At 36.6% G+C, this 19,749-nt stretch carries 20 protein-coding genes; 15 read left to right on the top strand and 5 right to left on the bottom strand.

What is annotated here, in order from left to right:
* Nucleotides 1-13: 13 nt before the first annotated feature.
* The 5 genes from RGU12_RS07935 to RGU12_RS07915 all read left to right on the top strand — a co-directional run bounded on the left by RGU12_RS07935 (nucleotide 14) and on the right by RGU12_RS07915 (nucleotide 5,450).
* Nucleotides 14-1,240, top strand: coding sequence for an ROK family transcriptional regulator (locus RGU12_RS07935; protein ID WP_309535596.1), 1,227 nt, complete (start codon nucleotides 14-16; stop codon nucleotides 1,238-1,240).
* A gap of 16 nt (nucleotides 1,241-1,256) precedes the next feature.
* Nucleotides 1,257-2,594 (top strand): hypothetical protein, encoded by a 1,338-nt coding sequence (locus RGU12_RS07930; protein ID WP_309535595.1) that lies wholly within the window; start codon nucleotides 1,257-1,259, stop codon nucleotides 2,592-2,594.
* A gap of 86 nt (nucleotides 2,595-2,680) precedes the next feature.
* Nucleotides 2,681-3,691 carry a zinc-dependent alcohol dehydrogenase gene (locus RGU12_RS07925; RefSeq protein ID WP_309535594.1) on the top strand — a complete coding sequence of 337 codons (1,011 nt, stop codon included), beginning with the start codon at nucleotides 2,681-2,683 and terminating at the stop codon, nucleotides 3,689-3,691.
* 10 nt (nucleotides 3,692-3,701) lie between these two features.
* Nucleotides 3,702-4,598 (top strand): fumarylacetoacetate hydrolase family protein, encoded by an 897-nt coding sequence (locus tag RGU12_RS07920; RefSeq protein WP_309535593.1) that lies wholly within the window; start codon nucleotides 3,702-3,704, stop codon nucleotides 4,596-4,598.
* Nucleotides 4,599-5,450: a hypothetical protein gene (locus RGU12_RS07915; protein WP_309535592.1), complete on the top strand. Its 852-nt coding sequence runs from the start codon at nucleotides 4,599-4,601 to the stop codon at nucleotides 5,448-5,450.
* Nucleotides 5,451-5,647: 197 nt separating this feature from the next.
* Here RGU12_RS07915 and RGU12_RS07910 read toward each other — a convergent pair whose 3' ends face one another.
* From RGU12_RS07910 to RGU12_RS07895, 4 genes are all read right to left on the bottom strand, one after another.
* Nucleotides 5,648-6,772 (bottom strand): LysM peptidoglycan-binding domain-containing protein, encoded by a 1,125-nt coding sequence (locus tag RGU12_RS07910; protein ID WP_309535591.1) that lies wholly within the window; start codon nucleotides 6,770-6,772, stop codon nucleotides 5,648-5,650.
* Nucleotides 6,773-6,982: 210 nt separating this feature from the next.
* Nucleotides 6,983-7,186, bottom strand: coding sequence for a protein YkzT (locus RGU12_RS07905; protein WP_309535590.1), 204 nt, complete (start codon nucleotides 7,184-7,186; stop codon nucleotides 6,983-6,985).
* A gap of 199 nt (nucleotides 7,187-7,385) precedes the next feature.
* Nucleotides 7,386-7,850 carry a DUF8821 family protein gene (locus RGU12_RS07900; protein ID WP_116353742.1) on the bottom strand — a complete coding sequence of 155 codons (465 nt, stop codon included), beginning with the start codon at nucleotides 7,848-7,850 and terminating at the stop codon, nucleotides 7,386-7,388.
* A 14-nt stretch (nucleotides 7,851-7,864) separates the two neighbouring features.
* A complete protein-coding gene (locus RGU12_RS07895) occupies nucleotides 7,865-8,344 on the bottom strand; it encodes a GyrI-like domain-containing protein (protein WP_309535589.1) in 480 nt (159 codons plus the stop codon).
* A gap of 109 nt (nucleotides 8,345-8,453) precedes the next feature.
* Between RGU12_RS07895 and RGU12_RS07890 the strand changes: the two genes are divergently transcribed.
* Nucleotides 8,454-9,416 carry a helix-turn-helix transcriptional regulator gene (locus tag RGU12_RS07890; protein ID WP_309535588.1) on the top strand — a complete coding sequence of 321 codons (963 nt, stop codon included), beginning with the start codon at nucleotides 8,454-8,456 and terminating at the stop codon, nucleotides 9,414-9,416.
* Between the two features lie 122 nt (nucleotides 9,417-9,538).
* Here RGU12_RS07890 and RGU12_RS07885 read toward each other — a convergent pair whose 3' ends face one another.
* Entirely contained in the window at nucleotides 9,539-10,792 is a 1,254-nt protein-coding gene (locus tag RGU12_RS07885) for an amidohydrolase family protein (RefSeq protein ID WP_309535587.1), read from the bottom strand.
* A gap of 228 nt (nucleotides 10,793-11,020) precedes the next feature.
* Here RGU12_RS07885 and RGU12_RS07880 point away from each other — a divergent pair, with 228 nt between their 5' ends.
* The 9 genes from RGU12_RS07880 to RGU12_RS07840 all read left to right on the top strand — a co-directional run bounded on the left by RGU12_RS07880 (nucleotide 11,021) and on the right by RGU12_RS07840 (nucleotide 19,650).
* Nucleotides 11,021-11,596: a Crp/Fnr family transcriptional regulator gene (locus tag RGU12_RS07880; RefSeq protein WP_309535586.1), complete on the top strand. Its 576-nt coding sequence runs from the start codon at nucleotides 11,021-11,023 to the stop codon at nucleotides 11,594-11,596.
* 77 nt (nucleotides 11,597-11,673) lie between these two features.
* Nucleotides 11,674-12,642, top strand: a complete 969-nt coding sequence (locus tag RGU12_RS07875) for an NAD(P)-dependent alcohol dehydrogenase (protein ID WP_309535585.1) — start codon at nucleotides 11,674-11,676, stop codon at nucleotides 12,640-12,642.
* 210 nt (nucleotides 12,643-12,852) lie between these two features.
* On the top strand, nucleotides 12,853-13,323 hold the full coding sequence (locus tag RGU12_RS07870; RefSeq protein WP_309535584.1) for a CcdC protein domain-containing protein: 471 nt from the start codon (nucleotides 12,853-12,855) through the stop codon (nucleotides 13,321-13,323).
* Between the two features lie 1,029 nt (nucleotides 13,324-14,352).
* Nucleotides 14,353-14,838, top strand: coding sequence for a GNAT family N-acetyltransferase (locus RGU12_RS07865; RefSeq protein ID WP_309535583.1), 486 nt, complete (start codon nucleotides 14,353-14,355; stop codon nucleotides 14,836-14,838).
* A 102-nt stretch (nucleotides 14,839-14,940) separates the two neighbouring features.
* On the top strand, nucleotides 14,941-15,228 hold the full coding sequence (locus tag RGU12_RS07860) for a hypothetical protein (protein WP_309535582.1): 288 nt from the start codon (nucleotides 14,941-14,943) through the stop codon (nucleotides 15,226-15,228).
* A gap of 870 nt (nucleotides 15,229-16,098) precedes the next feature.
* Nucleotides 16,099-17,400 (top strand): group II intron reverse transcriptase/maturase, encoded by a 1,302-nt coding sequence (ltrA, locus tag RGU12_RS07855; protein WP_396232295.1) that lies wholly within the window; start codon nucleotides 16,099-16,101, stop codon nucleotides 17,398-17,400.
* Nucleotides 17,401-17,911: 511 nt separating this feature from the next.
* Nucleotides 17,912-18,397: a DUF5412 family protein gene (locus RGU12_RS07850; RefSeq protein WP_309535581.1), complete on the top strand. Its 486-nt coding sequence runs from the start codon at nucleotides 17,912-17,914 to the stop codon at nucleotides 18,395-18,397.
* Between the two features lie 29 nt (nucleotides 18,398-18,426).
* Entirely contained in the window at nucleotides 18,427-18,615 is a 189-nt protein-coding gene (locus tag RGU12_RS07845) for a hypothetical protein (RefSeq protein ID WP_309535580.1), read from the top strand.
* 159 nt (nucleotides 18,616-18,774) lie between these two features.
* Nucleotides 18,775-19,650 (top strand): GNAT family N-acetyltransferase, encoded by an 876-nt coding sequence (locus tag RGU12_RS07840; RefSeq protein WP_309535579.1) that lies wholly within the window; start codon nucleotides 18,775-18,777, stop codon nucleotides 19,648-19,650.
* Nucleotides 19,651-19,749 lie beyond the last annotated feature (99 nt).

Below are 19,749 nucleotides of genomic sequence, written 5' to 3'. Positions count from 1 at the left end.
TAGGAGTGAAACTATGTCTTCCCCTTTAACAACAACGGATATAAGACATTCAAATAAGGTAAGAATTCTACAATATATTAAATTAAAAACTGAAACGACGAAGCCAGAAATCGCTAAGGAGCTAAAAATTAGTATCCCTACGGTATCCAGCTTAGTTGATAGTTTAGTCAAGGATGGATATGTAAAAGAGTGTGGTAAAGGGGAATCAACATTTCATGGTGGAAAACGTCCTCAGCTTTTAACATTTAACCCACTAGGTAGAGGAATAATAGCAATTCATATTAGTTCAACGGTTATTACAGGTGCTCTAATCGATCTTAATGCAAATACTCTATATAAGACCCAAAAATCGATTAAAGGTTGTAAAGGAAAAGAAAGTTTATCAGTTATTGAAAGTGTCGTAGCTGAGTTTGTTAAAGTGGCAAATGAATTGGAGATAGAATTATTGGGGATTGGCGGAGGAGTGCCTGGATTGGTTGATCAACATTCAGGCACCATCCAAAAATCGCTTCACTTTAATGATTTAACAGGTGTCAATTTAGGAGAATTATTATCTAGTAGATTTCAACTTCCTGTCTGGATAGATAATGAGGATAACAATTTTGCATTAGCTGAAAAATGGTTAGGATTAGGTCGTGATGTGAATTCCTTTGTAAGTTTGATTACCGATATTGGTATTGGGGCTGGAATTATTATCGATGAACGTCTTGTAAGAGGCGTTGATAATAGTTTCGGTGAGGTTGGCCATACGATTATTAGCTTTGATGGACCCATATGCAGCTGTGGAAATAGGGGCTGTTGGGAAACGTATGCATCCTCTTCAGCATTATTGAAACAAATAGAATATCAGTTAGAATATACATCAATCTTAAAAGATCTTGTGAAAGAGAATAATAGTATTACAGTGAAGCAAATTGTTAAAGCCATTGAACTAGGAGATCACCTAGTTGAAAAAATCGCGATTAAGGAACTTGGAAAATATCTTGGATTGGGGATTGTCAATTTAGTTAATATCTTCAATCCCGAAATGGTTATCCTTTATGGTGAAATTAATCAGCTAGGTGATCGATTACTGAAAGAAATCCAATACTGGTTAGACGAACGGGCTTTAGCAGCCCCCGCGAATAGGGTGAAAATCAGATTTTCAACCCTAGGTGAAAATGTTCACATTTTAGGTGCGGCTGCACTTGTTAATATGGAATCGTTTAATAAACCTGAGTATCTTTTTTCAAATAGATAAAGAAGGGGAGATTTTTTTGCAAGCAGGATGTAAAAAAGTTGAAATCACACCACCTGTAGGAGCACCGATTGGTGGGAATGTTAGAGAGGATAATTATTCACGAGGTGTACATGATTCCCTCTTTGCTAATATCTTGTATTTAAATGATGGAGAAAAGCAAATTCTTTTCATCGGAATGGATGTTGTAGCTGTACCAGGTTTCCTTGTGAAAAGAATGAAAACAAGGATTGAATTGGAATGTGGGATAGGTGCTAATCAAATTACAATTTTTGCTACTCACACTCATTCTGGACCAGATATTATGGAATGTTTTAAGGACGACTTCCATCCAATAATAATAAAGTACCTTGATGAGTTAGTAGAAAAAGTTGTTTCTGGAGTTACAAGCTGCATCGAACATAAGTGGACAGCAGAAATAGGAGTTGGAAAAGGGTTTGAGGAATCAGTTGCCTTTAATAGAAGAATTTTTATGAAGGATGGTTCCTTGAAAATGAACTTTGAACCTATCAATCTACATAAGGTAGATAAGCCTGCTGGTCCGATAGATCCGGACCTATTCGTGTTAAGTGTAAGGGATGAACAACAAAACATTCAATCTCTTCTAGTAAACTATACACTTCACTCTGCTATATTGGTTGGAAAGGATTGGCTCTTATCGAGGGATTTTATCCATAAATTAACGGTTAAATTAGAAAGCGTAATTGATGAAAATTTGGTTGTTCTATTCGCGAATGGAGCTTCAGGAAATATTAATCATATTAATATTAATGAACCAAATCAATCAAGAGGGTTTGAAGAAGCAGACCGAGTCGGTGAAATTTTAGCGGATAAGGTGCTCGAAGTCATTAGGTCTATCAATTATTCGTCTTTTCACCAAATAAATGTACTGTCTAAACAAGTACAATTGCCAAGAAGAGAAATCACATCAGAAATGGCGGAAGAGGCAAAGATGATTCTGGACCAAGTAAATTGGAAAGTTCCTTCTCTATTAGATGGAGTTCCAAAAGAAGGATATGCTAAGGAAATCATTGCCCTAAGTAAAATAAAAGAAGACTATATAGAAACTGAATTACAAGTGATTCAAATAGGCGACCATGCAATTACCTGTTTACCAGGTGAATTCTTCGTTGAACAAGGATTAACGATAAAAACAAATGACCACTTTAAAGAAACTATGGTTTTTGGTTTAGCGAACGATTGTGTCGGATATGTTCCGACAGAAAATGCTTTTGTTGAAGGTGGTTATGAAATTAAAACAGCAAGATCCAGCCAGCTTTTGCCGATAGCAGGGCAAATGGTAGTAGACGAAATCCTGTGCATGCTAAAAGAGGTAAAGAAGGTAAACGCTGTATAGGTAACTTTGTTAAAAAAACAAACATAGTTGGTCGACAACTCGAATTGGAAAGCCCTAAAAAAAGGAACTAGTAAAGGAGTGAAGTCATGAATGCAACCATGAAGGCACTGGTATATGAAGGGCCAAGAATAATGAATATTAAAAGTTTACAAGTACCTTCCCCTGGAGAAGATGAAGTTCTAATTAAAGTAAAGAAAGTTGGTATTTGTGGTTCTGAGTTAAGTGGATACCTAGGACATAATTCATTACGTAAAGCACCGCTTGTCATGGGACATGAATTTTCAGGAACAATTGAGGAGTTAGGATCAAAGGTATCTTCTTTTCAAGTACATAATCATGTTACTGTAAACCCTCTGATTTCATGTATGAAGTGCAATAGGTGTATAACAGGTAAAGCCCACTTATGCTCATCCAGACAACTATTAGGTGCACAGGTTCCAGGGGCTTTTGCGGAATACGTATGTGTCCCAGAGCGAAATGTCTATGTGCTACCAAGTGATGTTTCTTTAGACATAGGAGCTTTAACCGAACCACTTGCTTGTGCTGTCCATGTTTGTCGGTTAGCTAATATTACTGGGGTAGATACGGTACTCATTATAGGTGCGGGTCCAATAGGTCTATTCCTATTACAGTCTGCCAAAATCTTAGGGTCAAGCAACATTATCATGATGGATATTAATAAAGAACGACTACAAATTGCTGAAAAGTTAGGGGCAAGTACCGTCTCTAGTGTTGAAGAATTAAGAGGGGTTATACCTAAGAATGGGGTAGACATTGCGATCGATGCAGTTGGATATGATGTGACACGGAACCAATGTGTCGAATTTTTAAAGACGTCTGGGAAAGTTATTTTTACCGGACTACATGAGTCACGTGCTAGTCTTCCAATAAATGAAATTATCCGAAAAGAAATTAATATGCAGGGAGCATTTGCTTATACGCCTGAGGATTTTGAAATTGCCTTGCAATGGTTAATTGAGAGGAAAGTTGAGCTTCTTCCAGGTACTGTTTATTTACCAATAGAAGAAGGTCAAGCTGCATTTGAAAGTCTGATAGAGAACGCAGGGAATGTGACAAAAGTTCTATTAACCTTGTAGGAGGGAAAAAATGAAACTTTTAACTATAAAAAATGAGGATAAATGGGTGTTAGGTGTCCAAGAAGAAGTTGGAATTGTAGATATAGGAAGAGCCTTATCTCTTCATCCGAAAGAGGGCGTCCCAACGACTATTATGGAAGTGATTCATGGTGGATCTAAAGTGCTAGACATATTAAGTTACTATTTGAAGGAGCTTCCTTTACAGAAAAATTCCCCATTTCTCGAAAGCCCACAACACATAGAGTGGGGACCAGCTGTTACACAACCAAGTAAAATAATTTGTGTAGGGCTAAACTACAAAAGGCATGCAGATGAAACCAATTCTTCGTATCCAGAAGTTCCTATTTTATTTAATAAATTTAATAATACATTAACAGGACACAATTGTAGTATTCAAATTCCAAAGGTAACCCATAAGCTGGATTACGAAGTTGAATTGGGAATAGTTATTGGGAAAAAAGCGAAGTATGTTTCGAGAGAAGAAGCATTAGAATATGTATTTGGGTATTGTACAGTAAATGATTTATCTGCAAGAGACTTACAAACAAGAACTCAACAGTGGCTTTTAGGAAAGTCATGTGATGATTTTAGCCCGATAGGTCCATACTTAGTGACAGCAGATGAAGTGGGAAATCCAAATAATTTAGCCATTAAAACAAAAGTAAATGGTGAATTACGTCAGAATTCGAATACATCCGATATGATTTTTTACTGTGATGAAATTATAAGCTATATTTCTCAACACATGACTCTTGAACCAGGAGATTTGATCTTAACTGGAACACCTGAAGGAGTTGTGCTTGGATTTCCAGAAGACCAACAAGTCTACCTCCAACCAGGGGACATTGTCACAGTAGAAATTGAAAAGGTAGGTGCGTTAACAAATACGTTTATTGAAGAAAGATAGATGAAAGGGAATGTAATGAAGTACATTTTTTCTTACAGTGGAATAGGCACTGCTGAGTATAATGAAGACAGAGTAGGTACTTTTAATAATGTTGCTTGGGTTATAGACGGTGCAACTCCTATTTTTAATAAAAATAATATATCGGATGAAAATGATGTTGTTTGGATTGTCAACGAGATAAATAAATGGCTACCTCATTTTATTAGTGATGAAATTTCATTAGAGAAAATATTAAATAATACAGTGAATAAAGTAAATCAAATTGCCAATGAAATTAATGAGAAATTATCTGAAGTATATTATTATGAGTTACCAACATTTGCAATTATTATGGTTAGAATTATTAATAATAGATTAGAGTATTATGTGTTAGGTGATTGTGGAATGTTGGTAGGTTCTAAAAGTAAAACTAAATACATTACAGATAACCGTATTGAAATATTTAGTAACCAACATAAAAAGGACATCGGAATGATAAAGTCCTTACATTCAGAAAATAAGGATGCAAAGATTTTAAATGCTTTACAAGAAACAAGAAAACTATTAAACAGGGAAGACGGTTATTGGATTGGTTCATTGGATGCAAATGGAATTCCCCATGGTATAAAGGGTACTCTTGATATTGCTAATAGCACAAGAATCTTATGTTTTAGCGATGGTTATGCAAGGCTTTTTGAATTATACGGTATTGTTAACATTTCAAATTTTTCGTTTGATTTAGATTTTATAAAAGAAACCATTAGACAGATTAGACTGATTGAAAAGAAGGACAAAGATTGTACTTTGTATCCACGTGCAAAACAAAGCGATGATTTGTCTGTTGTATTGATTGAAAATAATAAACATAACTAAAAACTTGGTAAAGGGATTTGCTTTCGAATGAAGCAATTGCTACCAGTATCTGTTGCAGTTTCTTGGGTACGTATACGTATGATGACAAAGTGTACCAGAGGTCTCTTCAAGTTTTTGAGGAGGCCTTTTTTATAGCTAGTCCTACTGAAAAAGGAAGTCAATCCCAAAGGACTAACTTCCTCAACCGTTATAATCTATTAATAAAATCTCTTAAACCCTTCAAAATGCTTTTTCCAATAAGAGTCATTTACATTCGAAACGACAACTCCGTCATTTGAAGCATGGATAAATTCATTATTACCAATATATATCCCCATATGAGAAATACCAGATTTATAGGTTCCTTGGAAGAATACTAGGTCACCCACACTAGGTGTATTTACATAGTAGGAGCGCATATGGTAGCCTTCGCTTGAATAGCGGTTGGTATTTAAACCAGCTTCCTTATATGCATAGTAAATGAACCCACTACAGTCAAAGCCATTAGGTGAAGATCCGCCCCATGCGTAGCCTGCTCCCAATTGGCTTTTCGCTACTTGAATCAACTTATCGACATTATAGCTAATCGCACTTGGTGGGGTTTCCACTTTTGGAGCTTCTACTTTAGCGCCATCCCCAATAGTTAGCTTTTGACCAATGTAGATCATATCTGATTTCAAGTTATTCCAGCTTCTAAGGTTGGCCACTGTCACTTTATATTCTAGTGCAATTCGTGATAAGGTGTCGCCTGACTTAACTGTATAAACAGTAGCCGATTGCACCTTTTCTTCTTGTGGTTTCTCTGTTTTCTCAGGAGTTGTGTTAACTGGTTGTTCTGTTTTCGGAGGTGTCGTGTTGGTTGGCTTCTCCGTAGTTGTAGCTTGACTGACAACAAACACATTTCCAGGGAAGATCAGAGTTGAATTCAAGTTATTCCACTTCATTAAGTCACTAAGTGAAATCTTATGTTTGGCTGCAATCCCACTTAGTGTATCACCAGATTTTACAGTGTATGTAGTTGCCTTTGATGGACTTGGGCTAGGACTAGGACTCGTATTTTGATTTTCTTTTACGTTCGTCGTTGGCGTATTGTTACTTGGTGTAGTGTTGGTAGCATTTATTTCTGTATGTAGGACTTGATTTGGAAAAATCAGATCGCTTGTTAAATTGTTTAAGGACTTCAATTGTGTAACAGTAATATTATGCTTTTGAGCAATCTTCCAGAGTGAATCACCAGTTTGAACTTTGTATGTACTTGCTGCCTCAGTTTCACCCGCACCGTATAGTGAAGCGGCAATGAATGCAGCTGTTGTCACGGACATATATATTTTCTTATTACCCAACTTTTGTACCTCCTCACAAATCTATCATTCTACTAAATTATTATACACTAGGATTGTCTAGGTTTGTAGATTAATGTGGAAATAGAGGAATAGATATCCATTATTTTTAGGATAACGTCACCTGGTGTTGTCGAATCGATAAAAATCTGTAAAAAAATAGCTTGCAGTAATTACATTACAGCAAGCCTTGTTAATGGATGAACCAATATATTAATACCCGTATTCCCAGTCGATTGTTTCCTCATACCAAACGACTTTATCAAACGGATCAAAGTGGATTTCTTTGTCATTAATGGTACATTGTATATTTTTAGAATCTTCTAGACTTACTAGATCTTCATACACCTCATGTTCAACGTTTTCTAAAACTGTAACTGAGTGATCCTTATTGATTAATAATGCTGTACCTTTCATTACATAGCACCTTCCTTGGAAGATATATTTTCAACTCAATTACAGTATATCTCCATTCGGCATCTTGAAGGTAGATTTGTGAAAGGATTCACAAATCCTTCATAATTATGTTTGAAAACTTGTAACAATCTAACCACATTTTCCTGCAAAAAAGTAACAGCACCTTCTACTTAAAAGAGAGGTGCTGCATCTTCTAACTTTAATATTCACCCTTAATGACAAAATACGAGCCACGAATCGTTCCAGCAAGTTTAGACTTTTGTCTGGCAAACTTAAACTTTCCTTCCAACTCCTTTGGAATCTCCATCCCCTCAGAAAGCTTAAAACCAACGGCACGCTTCTTAGGATCATCAATTGTATACAACACGTTGACCCCAAGACCATCTTCATAGAAGACATAGGTCCAGTTGATATTTTCCACTTGAAAACGAGATGTTTCTAAAGGTTTGGCCGCAAACTCAATGTCACGTTCTTCTTTCAAAACTCGGTTCACATAGTCAAGGGTCTCCTGACTTTCGCTAGCTGGTACAACCGTAAATTCATGTTTATATTTGTTCATAAAGTAACGGGCTTCATGAGCTCGTAAACCAGCAAGTGCATCTGCTACAGGTGAAGACTCCAAACCAACTGTAGATACATTTTTAAAATCGACGATATAGGACATTTCCATCACTCCAATTATTTCTTAACAACAGGAATCCACATTTCACCAAATACCTTACCGTCACGCTGTCCCATCTCAACCGTCGTATTTGGCCCGCCGACATAGGCATAATCGGTTGCTTCTGCCAAAGCTTGACCAAAGGCTATGCCAGTAAGTGTTTGACTTAACTCTTCAGACGTTTTTGCTTCACCTTTGACAACTACATATGGACCCTTTGGAAACTGGATCACTCTGGTTGCTTCAGGTAATGTTTCCTCTGTCATAACGCCGGCATAATGCATCATCTTGTTATTCACCGCTTCGTTTACCGCAAAAATGTAGTCATTTGTGGCAAGGGCTTTTAAAGCATCAAGTCTTCCATCTTGTGTTACGGCTTCCCAAAAATCGGCCTTTTCCTTATTGATACCAGCAAAGTCTCTATAGTCGCTCTTGAGCTCAGTTCCAATTCCTAAAACGATAAAACTGTCTTTTTCTTCAATTGTATAATCTGCCATATTCAAAACCTTCCTTTTCTAAAAGTAATTCAAATGATTTGTCTTTTCATTTGATATGTTTATAATAGCCTTAAACCATGTCAAAAAATGATACTGTTTAGGAGTCGCCATGAAAAAAGTTGAACGAATTAATATCATCATGCGGTATATCAACAACCGCTCCCATTTTACCATTTCTGAAATCATGAGAGAATTTAACATCTCTCGTTCGACAGCCATTCGGGATATCAGAGAAATTGAGGCGATGGGGATGCCACTTGTCGCTGAAGTAGGCAGGGATGGCGGCTATTTTGTCATGCATAACTCTGTCCTGCCCGAGGTTCGCTTTACCAATGATGAGGTGAAAGCTCTTTTTATTGCCTTTATGGCCACAAGAAATCTACAACTTCCATACCTTAAGAGCCGTCAATCTTTAGCTGAAAAATTGCTAGGACTCATCTCAGAAAGCCAGCAAGATGACCTTATTTTGTTAAATCAAATTCTCCTATTTGAAGGAACTAACCCGAATAATCCTGACCTACTTGATCTATCAGACCTTCCTCATCCGATGTTAGAAAAACTTATCCAGATCCTTCTTTTGGATAGATATTTAGAGATCTTCATCGAAGAAGAGAAGGTGATTACGTCCTATGAAATTTATCTCTTGCACCTTTATCGTGAAAAAAGCGTATGGCTCATTGAAGGATTTGATCTAAAGGAAGAGAAGAAAAAGATTTTTCCTGTCGACCAACTCAAAAATGTAAAACCATATACTTCGGAAGAAAGAGTAACTGAAAAGAAACTTTTAGATAAACTAAGGATGCAGGAAGAGGACATTAACTTTGTCCTTGAGCTTGGTCCAACGGCGATTGCCCAGTTCAAAAAATACCATCCGTTAAAATTTTCGATTTCCTATACGGATCCCTATCAAACCACAGCGATTCTAAAGGCTCATATCAATGTACATCATACAGATGAATTAACCGAACTAACCAATTGGCTCCTTTTCCTCGGTGAGGATACTAAGGTCAGGGAAATGCCAAATGAAGTTTTAGCGTTATTACAAGAGAGATTATCCTTATTTTACCCATAATGAGTATTAGTTAAATCCTACTATTTTTGTGCTTGGTAAATGCCGGCTACACTAGAAGCTTCGAGCATATAAAAGGGGCTGTCACCAGTCACTTTCATGACTTCGGACAGCCCCATAAGACTTTATGATTGTTTTAGGAAATCGATTTCGATTTCATTTTTTCGCGGCTCACGTTTGAAGAGATACTCACCATTGCGAATAGAGGCAAGAACTTCTGCACGTTCACGAATGGCTTCATAGGCATCCTGTGCATCTAAAACGATAAAGTTCGCTGGTTTACCAGCTTCAATCCCATACTCATCGTTCACTCTCATAATGTTTGCACCGTTGGTCGTGATGAGGTCGAATGCCTTATTGATTTCGTCAATGTGCGTATAATGAGCTAAATGGATCCCGTTGTCTAAAATGTTCATCATATTGCCATTCCCGAGTGGATACCAGTAATCTGCAATGGAGTCCTGGGCAAATGCCACATTATTTCCGTTAGCAAGTAGTTCTTTTACCCGAGTTAGACCGCGACGTTTAGGATAGGTATCACCACGTCCTTGTAAATGTGCATTTTCGGTTGGACACGAGATGAAGTTAATGTTTGATTCTCTAAACAAACCCAACATTTTATTCGCATAGCTGTTTTCTACAGAACCAAAGCTGCAAGTATGACTTGCTGTGGTATATGTACCATAATCTTTTTCCATTACAAGTGCATTCAATACTTCTAAAAATCGGCTATTTGGATCATCGTTTTCATCACAATGAATATCAATCATCACATTATATTTGATGGCCATGTCTACAATCCGACGTAATGATTCAACACCATGTTCATAGGAAATTTCGAAGTGAGGAATTCCTCCTGCAACGTCAGCACCCATTTCAAGCGCTTTTTCCATCAACTGTTCGGCACCTTTATATCGAAAGAATCCTTCTTGAGGAAATGCGACGAGCTGTAAGGTAACAATATCTTTCAATTCTTCACGGAGTTCCAGAAGAGCTTTCATTCCAGTTAAATTGGGATCCGTTATATCCACATGAGTACGGATAAATTGAACCCCATGACTCAACTCCTTTTGAATCCCTTTCATCGCACGCTCACGAACCAATTCTTCCGTTAATGATTTCTTATTATCACTCCAGCGCTGGATCCCTTCAAATAATGTACCCGACACATTTGCATTTCCTTCGCCTAGCCCCGAAAAGATATAGTCTAAATGTAAATGAGGGTCAACATATGGTGGTAACACCAAACGACCTTCTAAATCAATGACCTCATCTGTGTTTCCTAAATCATTCCCTATTGCTTTAAAATGACCGTTTTCTACTAAAATCTCATGGAAGTTCGGTTCTCCATATATAGTCGCGTTAATAAACTTTTTCATGTATACATGACTCCTTTCCATTGATTAAGTATTATTTATTTTTATATTACAATGTTACCATGAACCAGAAATAACATGTAACGAAAGGCTTCGGAATGTACTTTAGGGAGGATTCCTTATTTTCCTCACCATGTTGACCGGATAGCTCTTATAAATAAGGAATGTTGTGAATACATTGTAATGGTACTATTGACATAAAGGGCCCATAAAATGTAAAGGAGACATATCATGAAAGAGATTCTCATGAAATATATGGCTACATATACATCTCTAAGTGAAGCCGAACAACAAGCTGTGATTGACGCTATAATCGTAGAGAAGTTTGAAAAGGGGACCACACTCATCAAACAGGGGGATCGTCCATCAAAGAATTGTTATTTTGTATTGAAGGGCTGTGTCCGACAATATTATCTGGATACTGATGGAAAAGAGGTTACGACTCATTTTTATACCGAAGATCAAGCGATTTTATTGTTTAATGCAGAAGACCCAGATCAAGAATCCATCTACACATTAACCTGCCAAGAAGATAGTGTATTGGTTGTTGGAGACCTAGAGTCTGAACAAGACATGTATAAGCAATACACCGAACTTGAAACCATGACCAGACGGATGAAGGAAAAGTACCTTACTCAAATCCAAAATGAACATGCACTATTTATTCGCTCTTCTCCAGAAGACCGCTACAAAATGATTATCCAAAATCGACCAGATCTCCTCACACGTGTACCTCAACATCAATTGGCAAGCTACCTCGGGATGACACCAGAGTCATTAAGTCGAATAAAAAAACGAATTCAATAAACATCTTAACTTAAGTCAATGCCGCATCCACATTTTCCGATTACAATCATTGAAAAAGGGTTAATAGGAGGCCTGAGATGAGAGCGATTATCTCTGAAAAATATGGATCACCCGATACACTGAAACTACGTGAGGTCGCTACACCTACACCTAAGGGGAATCAAGTGCTAGTAAGAGTTCATGCATCATCGATCAATTATAGTAATCTAGTTTTATTAAGAGGGAAACCACTGCCAGTCCGATTGGCATTTGGACTAAGGAAACCGAAATACCTGATTCCTGGCGGAGACATGGCCGGGATTGTTGAGGCGATAGGTGAGAATGTGACCCAATTTCAAGTAGGGGATGAAGTGTACGGAGACATCTCAAGCAGCGGTTGGGGAACCTTTGCGGAATATGTAGCCGTTGATGAAAAGGCATTGGCTTTAAAGCCTAGTAATCTCTTATTTACTGAAGCAGCTGCCGCCCCCATGGCAGCCATGACTGCCCTACAAGCAATCAGAGACAAAGGGAAGGTGAGGGCTGGACAGGAAGTACTACTTCATGGTGCGTCGGGTGGTGTTGGGACGTTTGCGGTTCAAATTGCCAAAGCTTATGGTGCTCAAACGACGGCCGTGGTGAGTACGAGAAACGTAGACATTGCAAAGTCCCTTGGCGCGGACCATGTGATTGATTACAAAAAAGAAGACATTAAGAACCTTGATAGGACCTATGATGTGATTTTCGGAGTGAATGGATCACAACCTATTTCTACTTATAAAAGATTGCTAAAAGAGAATGGTCTATTCATTCATGTAGGTGGCGCAGAAAGCCAAATGTATCAATCCATGACAATAGGGGCCTGGTACTCAATGACTGGAAAAAAGAAATTCATTCCCTTTTTACAAAGGCCGAAGCAAGAAGATTTAATCGTGTTGAAAAAGCTGATTGAAGAAGGAAAGGTAAAGCCCGTTATTGATAGAAGCTATTCCTTATGTGACGTACCAAATGCATTTGAGTATTTTGAAGAAGGACATTCACAAGGGAAGGTTGTTATTACCATATAGTTAATAAAAAAATGTACAAAGGGGCGTAGATCCAAAAAGGATTTATGCCTATGTTCATTGAATATTAAAAAATGAAAATCAATAAAGGAAAATCTGGTTGATGGGAGTGTGAAAATAAAACTTCCTTTATAATGTTCTGTAAATTTACCCAAGTTTTTTACAATTATCAATTTAGATGTTCGATTATAAGGGATGGAGTGAACACTAAACATGCAATATGGAATGTTCGCAGTTTTACTTATTATTTTTGGACTGATCCTTTGGAGGCGAACAAGAGCGATGGTCCGCCCAATTAAAGGTTCTGGCTTGCGAATTTTGCTTCCGCTGCTCTATATGTCACCTGCCTTTTCTGTGGTGATCCAACCATCTGTTCACATGACAACAATGGAAATTATCGTTTCAGTGATATTTGGCATTATTTTATCTATACCATTGATTTATACAACGGGTTACGAGATTCGAGAGGATGGGAAGATTTATGCAAAAAAGAGCATTGGTTTTGTAATTGCGTTAATCATAGTATTTGTTAGCCGTCGATTATCTGATTCCTTTTTACCAGGCATTGATGCTTTAACATTAAATGCTTTATCTATTATTTCTCTGTTTGTATATGTTGGGTTATGGAGAATCATCAGTTTTATGAAATTTAAAAAGGTATATAACTCACAAGTAGCTATGTAAGTCTTCTGAGTATTATTATTTCACATTTTAGATCAATGAGCTGTATTGGGCAGCTCTTTTTTATTCTTAAGGGATGGGATGTTGTGCAAGATTACACTTAAATAGCATTAATCTTATTCTTCTTCAAGAAAGAAACAGTTTAGTTTAATAAAAAACTATTTCTAAATGAGGAGTCTTTTGTTATGATTAGTGTAATATTACACTTATGAAAAGCGGTTACTCTGGAGGAGTTGGCAGTGCATAAAGGTCATTTTTTTATATGGATTTTAATGATAATTGCGACGGTATTAGGCATATACGGACAATCTTTCGCCTATCTCTTGGAAAACATAACAAATACCGATAAAGGTGTATATTACTTAACTACCTTTACGGTTTTTAGTATCCTCATTTACTTAGTGACCCCTTTATTAGCATATTTGATGATCAAGTTTGAAAAGATTGATGATAGATTTATTCTTTTATACATATTAATTTTCGGTATAATAGGGATATTTGTATCTCTATGGTCAGTTTTTGTCTGTGTGATGTGGTGGGGCTAATTTATCTTACCTCTAATTATACCCGCGTTTACGTTTACCATATTTCCCTTAACGAAGTAAGCAATAATGAGGCTAGAGTTGGCTGCGAAATGATGGCAGCCTTTTTTATTTTAAGGCTCATTTTTAAAAGATTGTTGCTTTTAAAACATAGGGTGATTTCCGCTTCTGGTACTCGCTTTCCGCGGGCGATTCGCAAGCCTCCTCGTTTCACTGCGGGGTCTCGCTTGGCTCGCTATTCCTGCAGGAGTCTCGTACCATCCGCTGAAATCACAAGAAGGTCAATAATTACTATTTTTCTTCGCACAATCTTATCCAAAAACAACAAAGTTTACGAAAACAGCCTATTTTAAAATATTGGAACCGAAGTTCTAGAAGTATGGATAGACGAGTATACGCATCGTCTTGTTAATCAACAATTTTAACTATTTAAAGTCTAATTGTGCTACAATAACCAAAATAGAAAATTATTACAAAAGGGGAGATTTATGTGAATTTCTCTATTCGTAAGATGCACCACGAAGATACAAAACAAGTACAAGACGTGGCGAAAACAACTTGGAATGCTACATATGAAGGAATTATTCCTTTAGAGGTACAGGATAATTTCTTGAAATCAGCTTACAATGATGAAAGGATGAAGCAACGCTTAGAACAATCTTTTCTCTTCGTAGCTGAAGTTGATGGTAGAGTTGTTGGTTTTGCCAACTTTTCTCCAGTAAGAGAAGATGGAAAAGTTGAATTGGGTTCTATTTATCTTTATCCAGAATACCAAGATAAAGGAATTGGTTCAGCATTGTTACAACAAGGAATTAAAGATTTAGATGGTGTAAAAGAGATTTATATAAATGTAGAAAAGGATAATAAAATAGGAAAGACTTTTTATGAAGCAAAAGGGTTCGAAATTGTTAAAGAGTTTGATGAAGAATTCGAAGGCCATATTTTAAAAACGGTGCGAATGGCTTTAAAAATATAATTATTATGGGTGCGATTGTCTAATAAAGATAGTCGCTTTTTTACTAACGAAGCACATTAGTATCATTACACGACATAAATAAAAATAAATGGGGGTATAGTTATGTGGTTAATATTAGGGGTTATTGCAATAGTAGTAACTGTTATAAATCTTTCTTTGTATGCAGCAGGAAAGGATTATAAGCTTGCAATGGCGATGGCATTATCATTTACAGCATTAACCATTTGTGCAGATTACAGTTATCTAACTCGGTGGGTAAAAGCGGAAGATTGGGCTGCTTTATCGGATGTAATACCTGGTATGGGAAGGGCATTTTGGTTTTTGACAATTGTTTCTATCTTGCTAAATATAGCACCTATATTTTTAGAACGAAAACGTAAGAAAAAATGATTTATTGTCACATCATTTATATAATATGCAATTAATGCGTAAGTCTTTAGTGTAAAACTACCATGAAAATAAACTTCTTTACCCTCGAACAAAGACAACTGTAAGTGTAATTATTGTTCAAAAATATATAATTGGGTAACAAGAGTTAATAAGGTGATCTAAACGTGATCGCCTTTTTCTATATCTAAAATTACATATTGTTCATAAACTTGTTAACAAACAAGGAGCAAAAGCGGTAGCTAATGTCGATGAAAATGTATTTACCATTGAAGTGTCGTTTAGAAAGTGGGATTAGCTAGTTTTTGATAAACAGGTATTATTTGATTTCTTTTCAACGAAATGGTGCGTTGATCCAAGAAGGATAAATGCACTTTTTTATTGGCGTGCCCAGGCAAGCCGTTAATTGCTAACTGGTGAAAGTCCAGTCTAGGTAAGAACCAAGTCGCCTAGTAGCTGACAGGCAGCTGGTGGAGTAATCCTAAGGTTGAAGCCCTGTGCCAGCAACTTTACAGGTTGTAACATAAAGTGAATCCTGCCGCCTCGTCAAGAGCAACCTGGAAACAGGACAAAGAGAAGTCGAGCCTTGCGACAAAGGGCGAAGACCATGGAAGGTGTGTGGAACTTGGAACAACACTCAAGAATCTCTCGGGGTATGGGGAACGACATGTAAAGACAGTAATCATCGGAACTGGGGAGACCCTACTTTACCCTTATGGTTAAGGAGAGAGAAAGCCTATAAGCAATTGCGAAATGGTGGACTGTAAAGAGGGAGTCGGAGGAGGTCATAGTACCAATGATTATCATGACAACACAACATGATATAGGGAAGGACCTCTACTTTGTTCATGTGTTTAAAGGAGGTAAGAGTAAGTGAATGCTATGAAATTAGCTAACTACACCGATGTAAAAGCTCAAGAACTTTGGAAAACACTATATCTATGTGCCAAGGAGAATCCGAAACGTAAGTTTCATGCTTTATATGATAAAGTATATCGACCAGATATATTACTAGAAGCCTGGAAGCGTGTAAAAAGAAAGAAAGGTAGTGGAGGAGTAGACGGGCAAACGATTGAAGAAATCGTTACTGAGTACGGGGAAAGAAATTTCTTAAATGAGCTATATACTCAGCTAAAAGAGAATAAATATAATCCAAGCCCTGTACTAAGAACGTATATTCCAAAGGAAAATGGAAAGAAGAGACCATTAGGGATTCCGACTATAAAAGACAGAGTGGTACAAATGGCTACAAAGTTGGTTATTGAACCGATATTTGAAGCAGATTTTCAAGAATGTTCTTTTGGTTTTCGACCAAGAAGAAATGCACATCAAGCTATGGCTAGCATAAGAAATGCAAGCAAAGGAAGTTCATGGGTAGTAGACATAGATATTCAAGGATATTTTGACAACATTAACCAAGAAAAGTTGTTAAAATTAATTGAACAGAAAATCAATGACCGCAGAATCTTAAAGTTAATCCGAAAATGGCTACGTGCTGGGATAATGGAAGAAGGAAATGTTAGAAATCCCCTAACGGGGACACCACAAGGAGGAGTGATTTCTCCTTTACTAGCAAATATTTATCTAAATACATTGGACAAGCTCTGGTTAAAGAAATTCCATCACCTAGGAGAACTCGTTCGTTATGCAGATGATCTTGTAATATTAACAAGAACAAAACAACAAGCGATTGAGAGTATACAAGTATTACAGTCAATTATGAAAAAGCTGGACTTGACTATTAATCGGGACAAATCAAGACTAGTCCACTTGTTTGATAATAAAGAGGGGTTTGATTTCCTAGGTTTCCACAATCGTAAATTCGAGGTACATAATAAAGGGGGAAGACCCTTTTACGCTATGGCTCACATTCCGAAGAAGAATGCCATGAAAAAGATGAGAGCAAAGATTAAGGCATATACAGAGCCAAGAACCAAGTTATATTTAGACATAAAAGAATTGGTAAAAGGCTTAAATAGAATACTGCAAGGTTATAAGAATTATTACAAGATTTCACCAATTGCATATAAGTGGCTAAATCAGATTGATTGGTATGTGCTCAAAAGGCTCACACTCTTTTACAACAAGAAAAGGAACATCAGAAGAAAACATGGTAACTTAAAGACTATTCGGGATGAAGTAAATCATTTAATCGTGAAACTTGCACTGAATTAACCGTAATGCACAAGAAAGAAGAACATCGGAAAGCCGTATGAGGGAAAACTTCACGTACGGTTTGATGAGGGGGAGCTGAAATTAAATGAAGATAGCGTAAGCTATCCCATTGAAATCAGTTCTCTACTCTACAAGTTATTAGCTAACGGTCAGGCTAGTTTAACAGTGGGAGGCTTATTATGTTCGTGCTTAGTATGCTATTGGCAATAACGGGAATGGCAATATTGATTTTTATTCTGATTTTCTTTATATACAGAATATTACGCGACAAGAAGAACATTTACTCTTGGTTTACCTTGACAATAATTGTATTCTTTTTAGGAGTTGCCCTTTGGCAAAGTTTAAGCCGCTTCAAATAAGACTTTGATTTTTATTGAAGAAGAGTGTTGCAAATTTACCTGTATGGGAATGAAGATTTTGAACTGAGAACGGGGGGCTTCTGATTTTAATTTTATTCGGTGTCTTACTATCTTTCATTACTTTTATATTATTTTTGATTTTATGTGTCTGGATGATTATTTCTTTCATTAAAAAGAAACCTTTTCCTAAAAAGATGCTGATTGCAACGTTGTCCGGGATTGTTTTGGTTTCTTCAATCTATGTATCTGAAACGTATTTTTTTACATTTAGTGAAATTGATAGAGAATTCACCCAAAAGGGACCTGGACCTGTAACCTCACCTACTGAAAAATTTACAGCAAATGCTTATTATGAACTATATGGTGGTGCAGCAGGCGGCGTTAATGTATGGGTAGAAATCACATACAATAATGATAACAATAAAGTAAGAACTGTTTATTATGCCGATGCAAAAGATCATTTTTCGATGGAATGGTTAGATGAGGACACCTTATATATTCTAAATGATAATCCTGATTTTCCAAATTCAGATAGAAGCATTAAATTAGAAATTGGTAAAGAGATTTATCATGAAAATGGTCAGGCTTGCAAAAGTTTGTTAATGAAAGATAAATATGAAACTTGCTATCAAAACTAATTTACCTTATTGCACAAAAGGGGGATGTTATGTATAAGAAATTATCATTTATTTTATTCCTAATTGGATTATTGTCTATTGTGGTAGGAATGCCTTATTTATTAGGGTATTCAACCAATAAATTGTTAGCTTATCCTCTCTATATTGGTTTAATAGTTGCGGTTGTATTTGCGCCTAAAATCAATATGAAAAATGTATTTAAAAATATAAAGAAATGAAAATGTTGTTGTACTGAAGGGTGCTTTTCTTAAAAAAGGAGAAGTGCTCTTTTTTATAGAAGTATATTTTGGACTAAGAAAAACCCTAAAGCATATTATGTATGTAAAAATTGTAATCAATTATTACAAGTAACAAGAAGAATCGAGGAGATTAGATAAATGACTAAACCCGTCATTCGAGTTTATAAAGATTCAAGTGATTTAAAACGTATGCAGAAACTTACACAAGCTATATGGTCACTGGTATCTAATTACCATATTGGCGATCTAGCTTGGCAACGCAATCGACACGTTGGGCTTGAGGATGAATGGATTACTGCAATTTGGGAACTGGATGGTAAACCAGTGGCCTGGGGATGGATTAGACTACCTGGCAGTTTAACATTTCAAGTTGACCCAAACTATTCTGAATTATCCAAGGATGTCATTGATTGGTTTGAAAACATGACCGAAACCAATGAACTAAGGGTAACTGTCTTAGAAACAGAGTCCCATCTTATTTCAGCCTTAGAAGATTCTTTATTCAACCCAGTAGAAGAAGCTCCTGAAGTCCTCACAAAAATTTCATTGGATAGCCGTCCTTTCCCTGTTAAATTGCCAGATAAGTTTAAAGCTCGACATATCAAGGGCTCTGAAGATATAAAGAAACGAGTCGCAGTACATAGGGCTGCATTTCAATCATTACGAGTCACAGAAGAAAGTTACTTGAATGTTATGAATGCCTATCCTTACGATTCATCTCTTGATTGGGTCATAGAATCCTCAAATGGTGATTTTGTAGCATTTTGTTTAATTTGGTTTGATGAAGTTAACAAGGTTGGATTACTGGAACCTGTGGGAACGGATCCGAGATTTGGGAGAATGGGGTTAGGTAGCTCTGTTTGTAAACTTGCTCTCAATGCGTTGAGTGAAAAAGGAGCAAAAACTGCAATTGTTGTTTGTACTTCTACGGAAACCTATGAATTTTACAAGTCTATTGGGTTTGAACGATTTGCTCAAACAAAATCATTTTTTAAAAATACAAATCATAATTGATCTTTAATTAATAGTTGGGACCGTCATCCTGAGGAAACGTCCATACTAGTTTAATAAACTTCGCTTCCTCAACTATTGGGTGCGTTGAATCTAAGAAGG

The organism is Ferdinandcohnia sp. QZ13 (assembly GCF_031324165.1).
In the GTDB taxonomy this organism is placed as follows: domain Bacteria; phylum Bacillota; class Bacilli; order Bacillales; family Bacillaceae_L; genus Ferdinandcohnia.
The sequence above is the reverse complement of the archived record's forward strand: the minus strand, read 5'-3'. Positions and strand labels throughout refer to the sequence as shown.

Bases quoted from the DNA above. Each gene is read 5' to 3' on its own strand.
- RGU12_RS07935 (WP_309535596.1), top strand. From the start codon at position 14: ATGTCTTCCCCTTTAACAACAACGGATATAAGACATTCAAATAAGGTA.
- RGU12_RS07925 (WP_309535594.1), top strand. From the start codon at position 2,681: ATGAATGCAACCATGAAGGCACTGGTATATGAAGGGCCAAGAATAATG.
- RGU12_RS07920 (WP_309535593.1), top strand. From the start codon at position 3,702: ATGAAACTTTTAACTATAAAAAATGAGGATAAATGGGTGTTAGGTGTC.
- RGU12_RS07915 (WP_309535592.1), top strand. From the start codon at position 4,599: ATGAAAGGGAATGTAATGAAGTACATTTTTTCTTACAGTGGAATAGGC.
- RGU12_RS07905 (WP_309535590.1), bottom strand. From the start codon at position 7,186: ATGAAAGGTACAGCATTATTAATCAATAAGGATCACTCAGTTACAGTT.
- RGU12_RS07900 (WP_116353742.1), bottom strand. From the start codon at position 7,850: ATGTCCTATATCGTCGATTTTAAAAATGTATCTACAGTTGGTTTGGAG.
- RGU12_RS07895 (WP_309535589.1), bottom strand. From the start codon at position 8,344: ATGGCAGATTATACAATTGAAGAAAAAGACAGTTTTATCGTTTTAGGA.
- RGU12_RS07890 (WP_309535588.1), top strand. From the start codon at position 8,454: ATGAAAAAAGTTGAACGAATTAATATCATCATGCGGTATATCAACAAC.
- RGU12_RS07885 (WP_309535587.1), bottom strand. From the start codon at position 10,792: ATGAAAAAGTTTATTAACGCGACTATATATGGAGAACCGAACTTCCAT.
- RGU12_RS07880 (WP_309535586.1), top strand. From the start codon at position 11,021: ATGAAAGAGATTCTCATGAAATATATGGCTACATATACATCTCTAAGT.
- RGU12_RS07875 (WP_309535585.1), top strand. From the start codon at position 11,674: ATGAGAGCGATTATCTCTGAAAAATATGGATCACCCGATACACTGAAA.
- RGU12_RS07870 (WP_309535584.1), top strand. From the start codon at position 12,853: ATGCAATATGGAATGTTCGCAGTTTTACTTATTATTTTTGGACTGATC.
- RGU12_RS07860 (WP_309535582.1), top strand. From the start codon at position 14,941: ATGTGGTTAATATTAGGGGTTATTGCAATAGTAGTAACTGTTATAAAT.
- RGU12_RS07850 (WP_309535581.1), top strand. From the start codon at position 17,912: ATGATTATTTCTTTCATTAAAAAGAAACCTTTTCCTAAAAAGATGCTG.
- RGU12_RS07845 (WP_309535580.1), top strand. From the start codon at position 18,427: ATGTATAAGAAATTATCATTTATTTTATTCCTAATTGGATTATTGTCT.
- RGU12_RS07840 (WP_309535579.1), top strand. From the start codon at position 18,775: ATGACTAAACCCGTCATTCGAGTTTATAAAGATTCAAGTGATTTAAAA.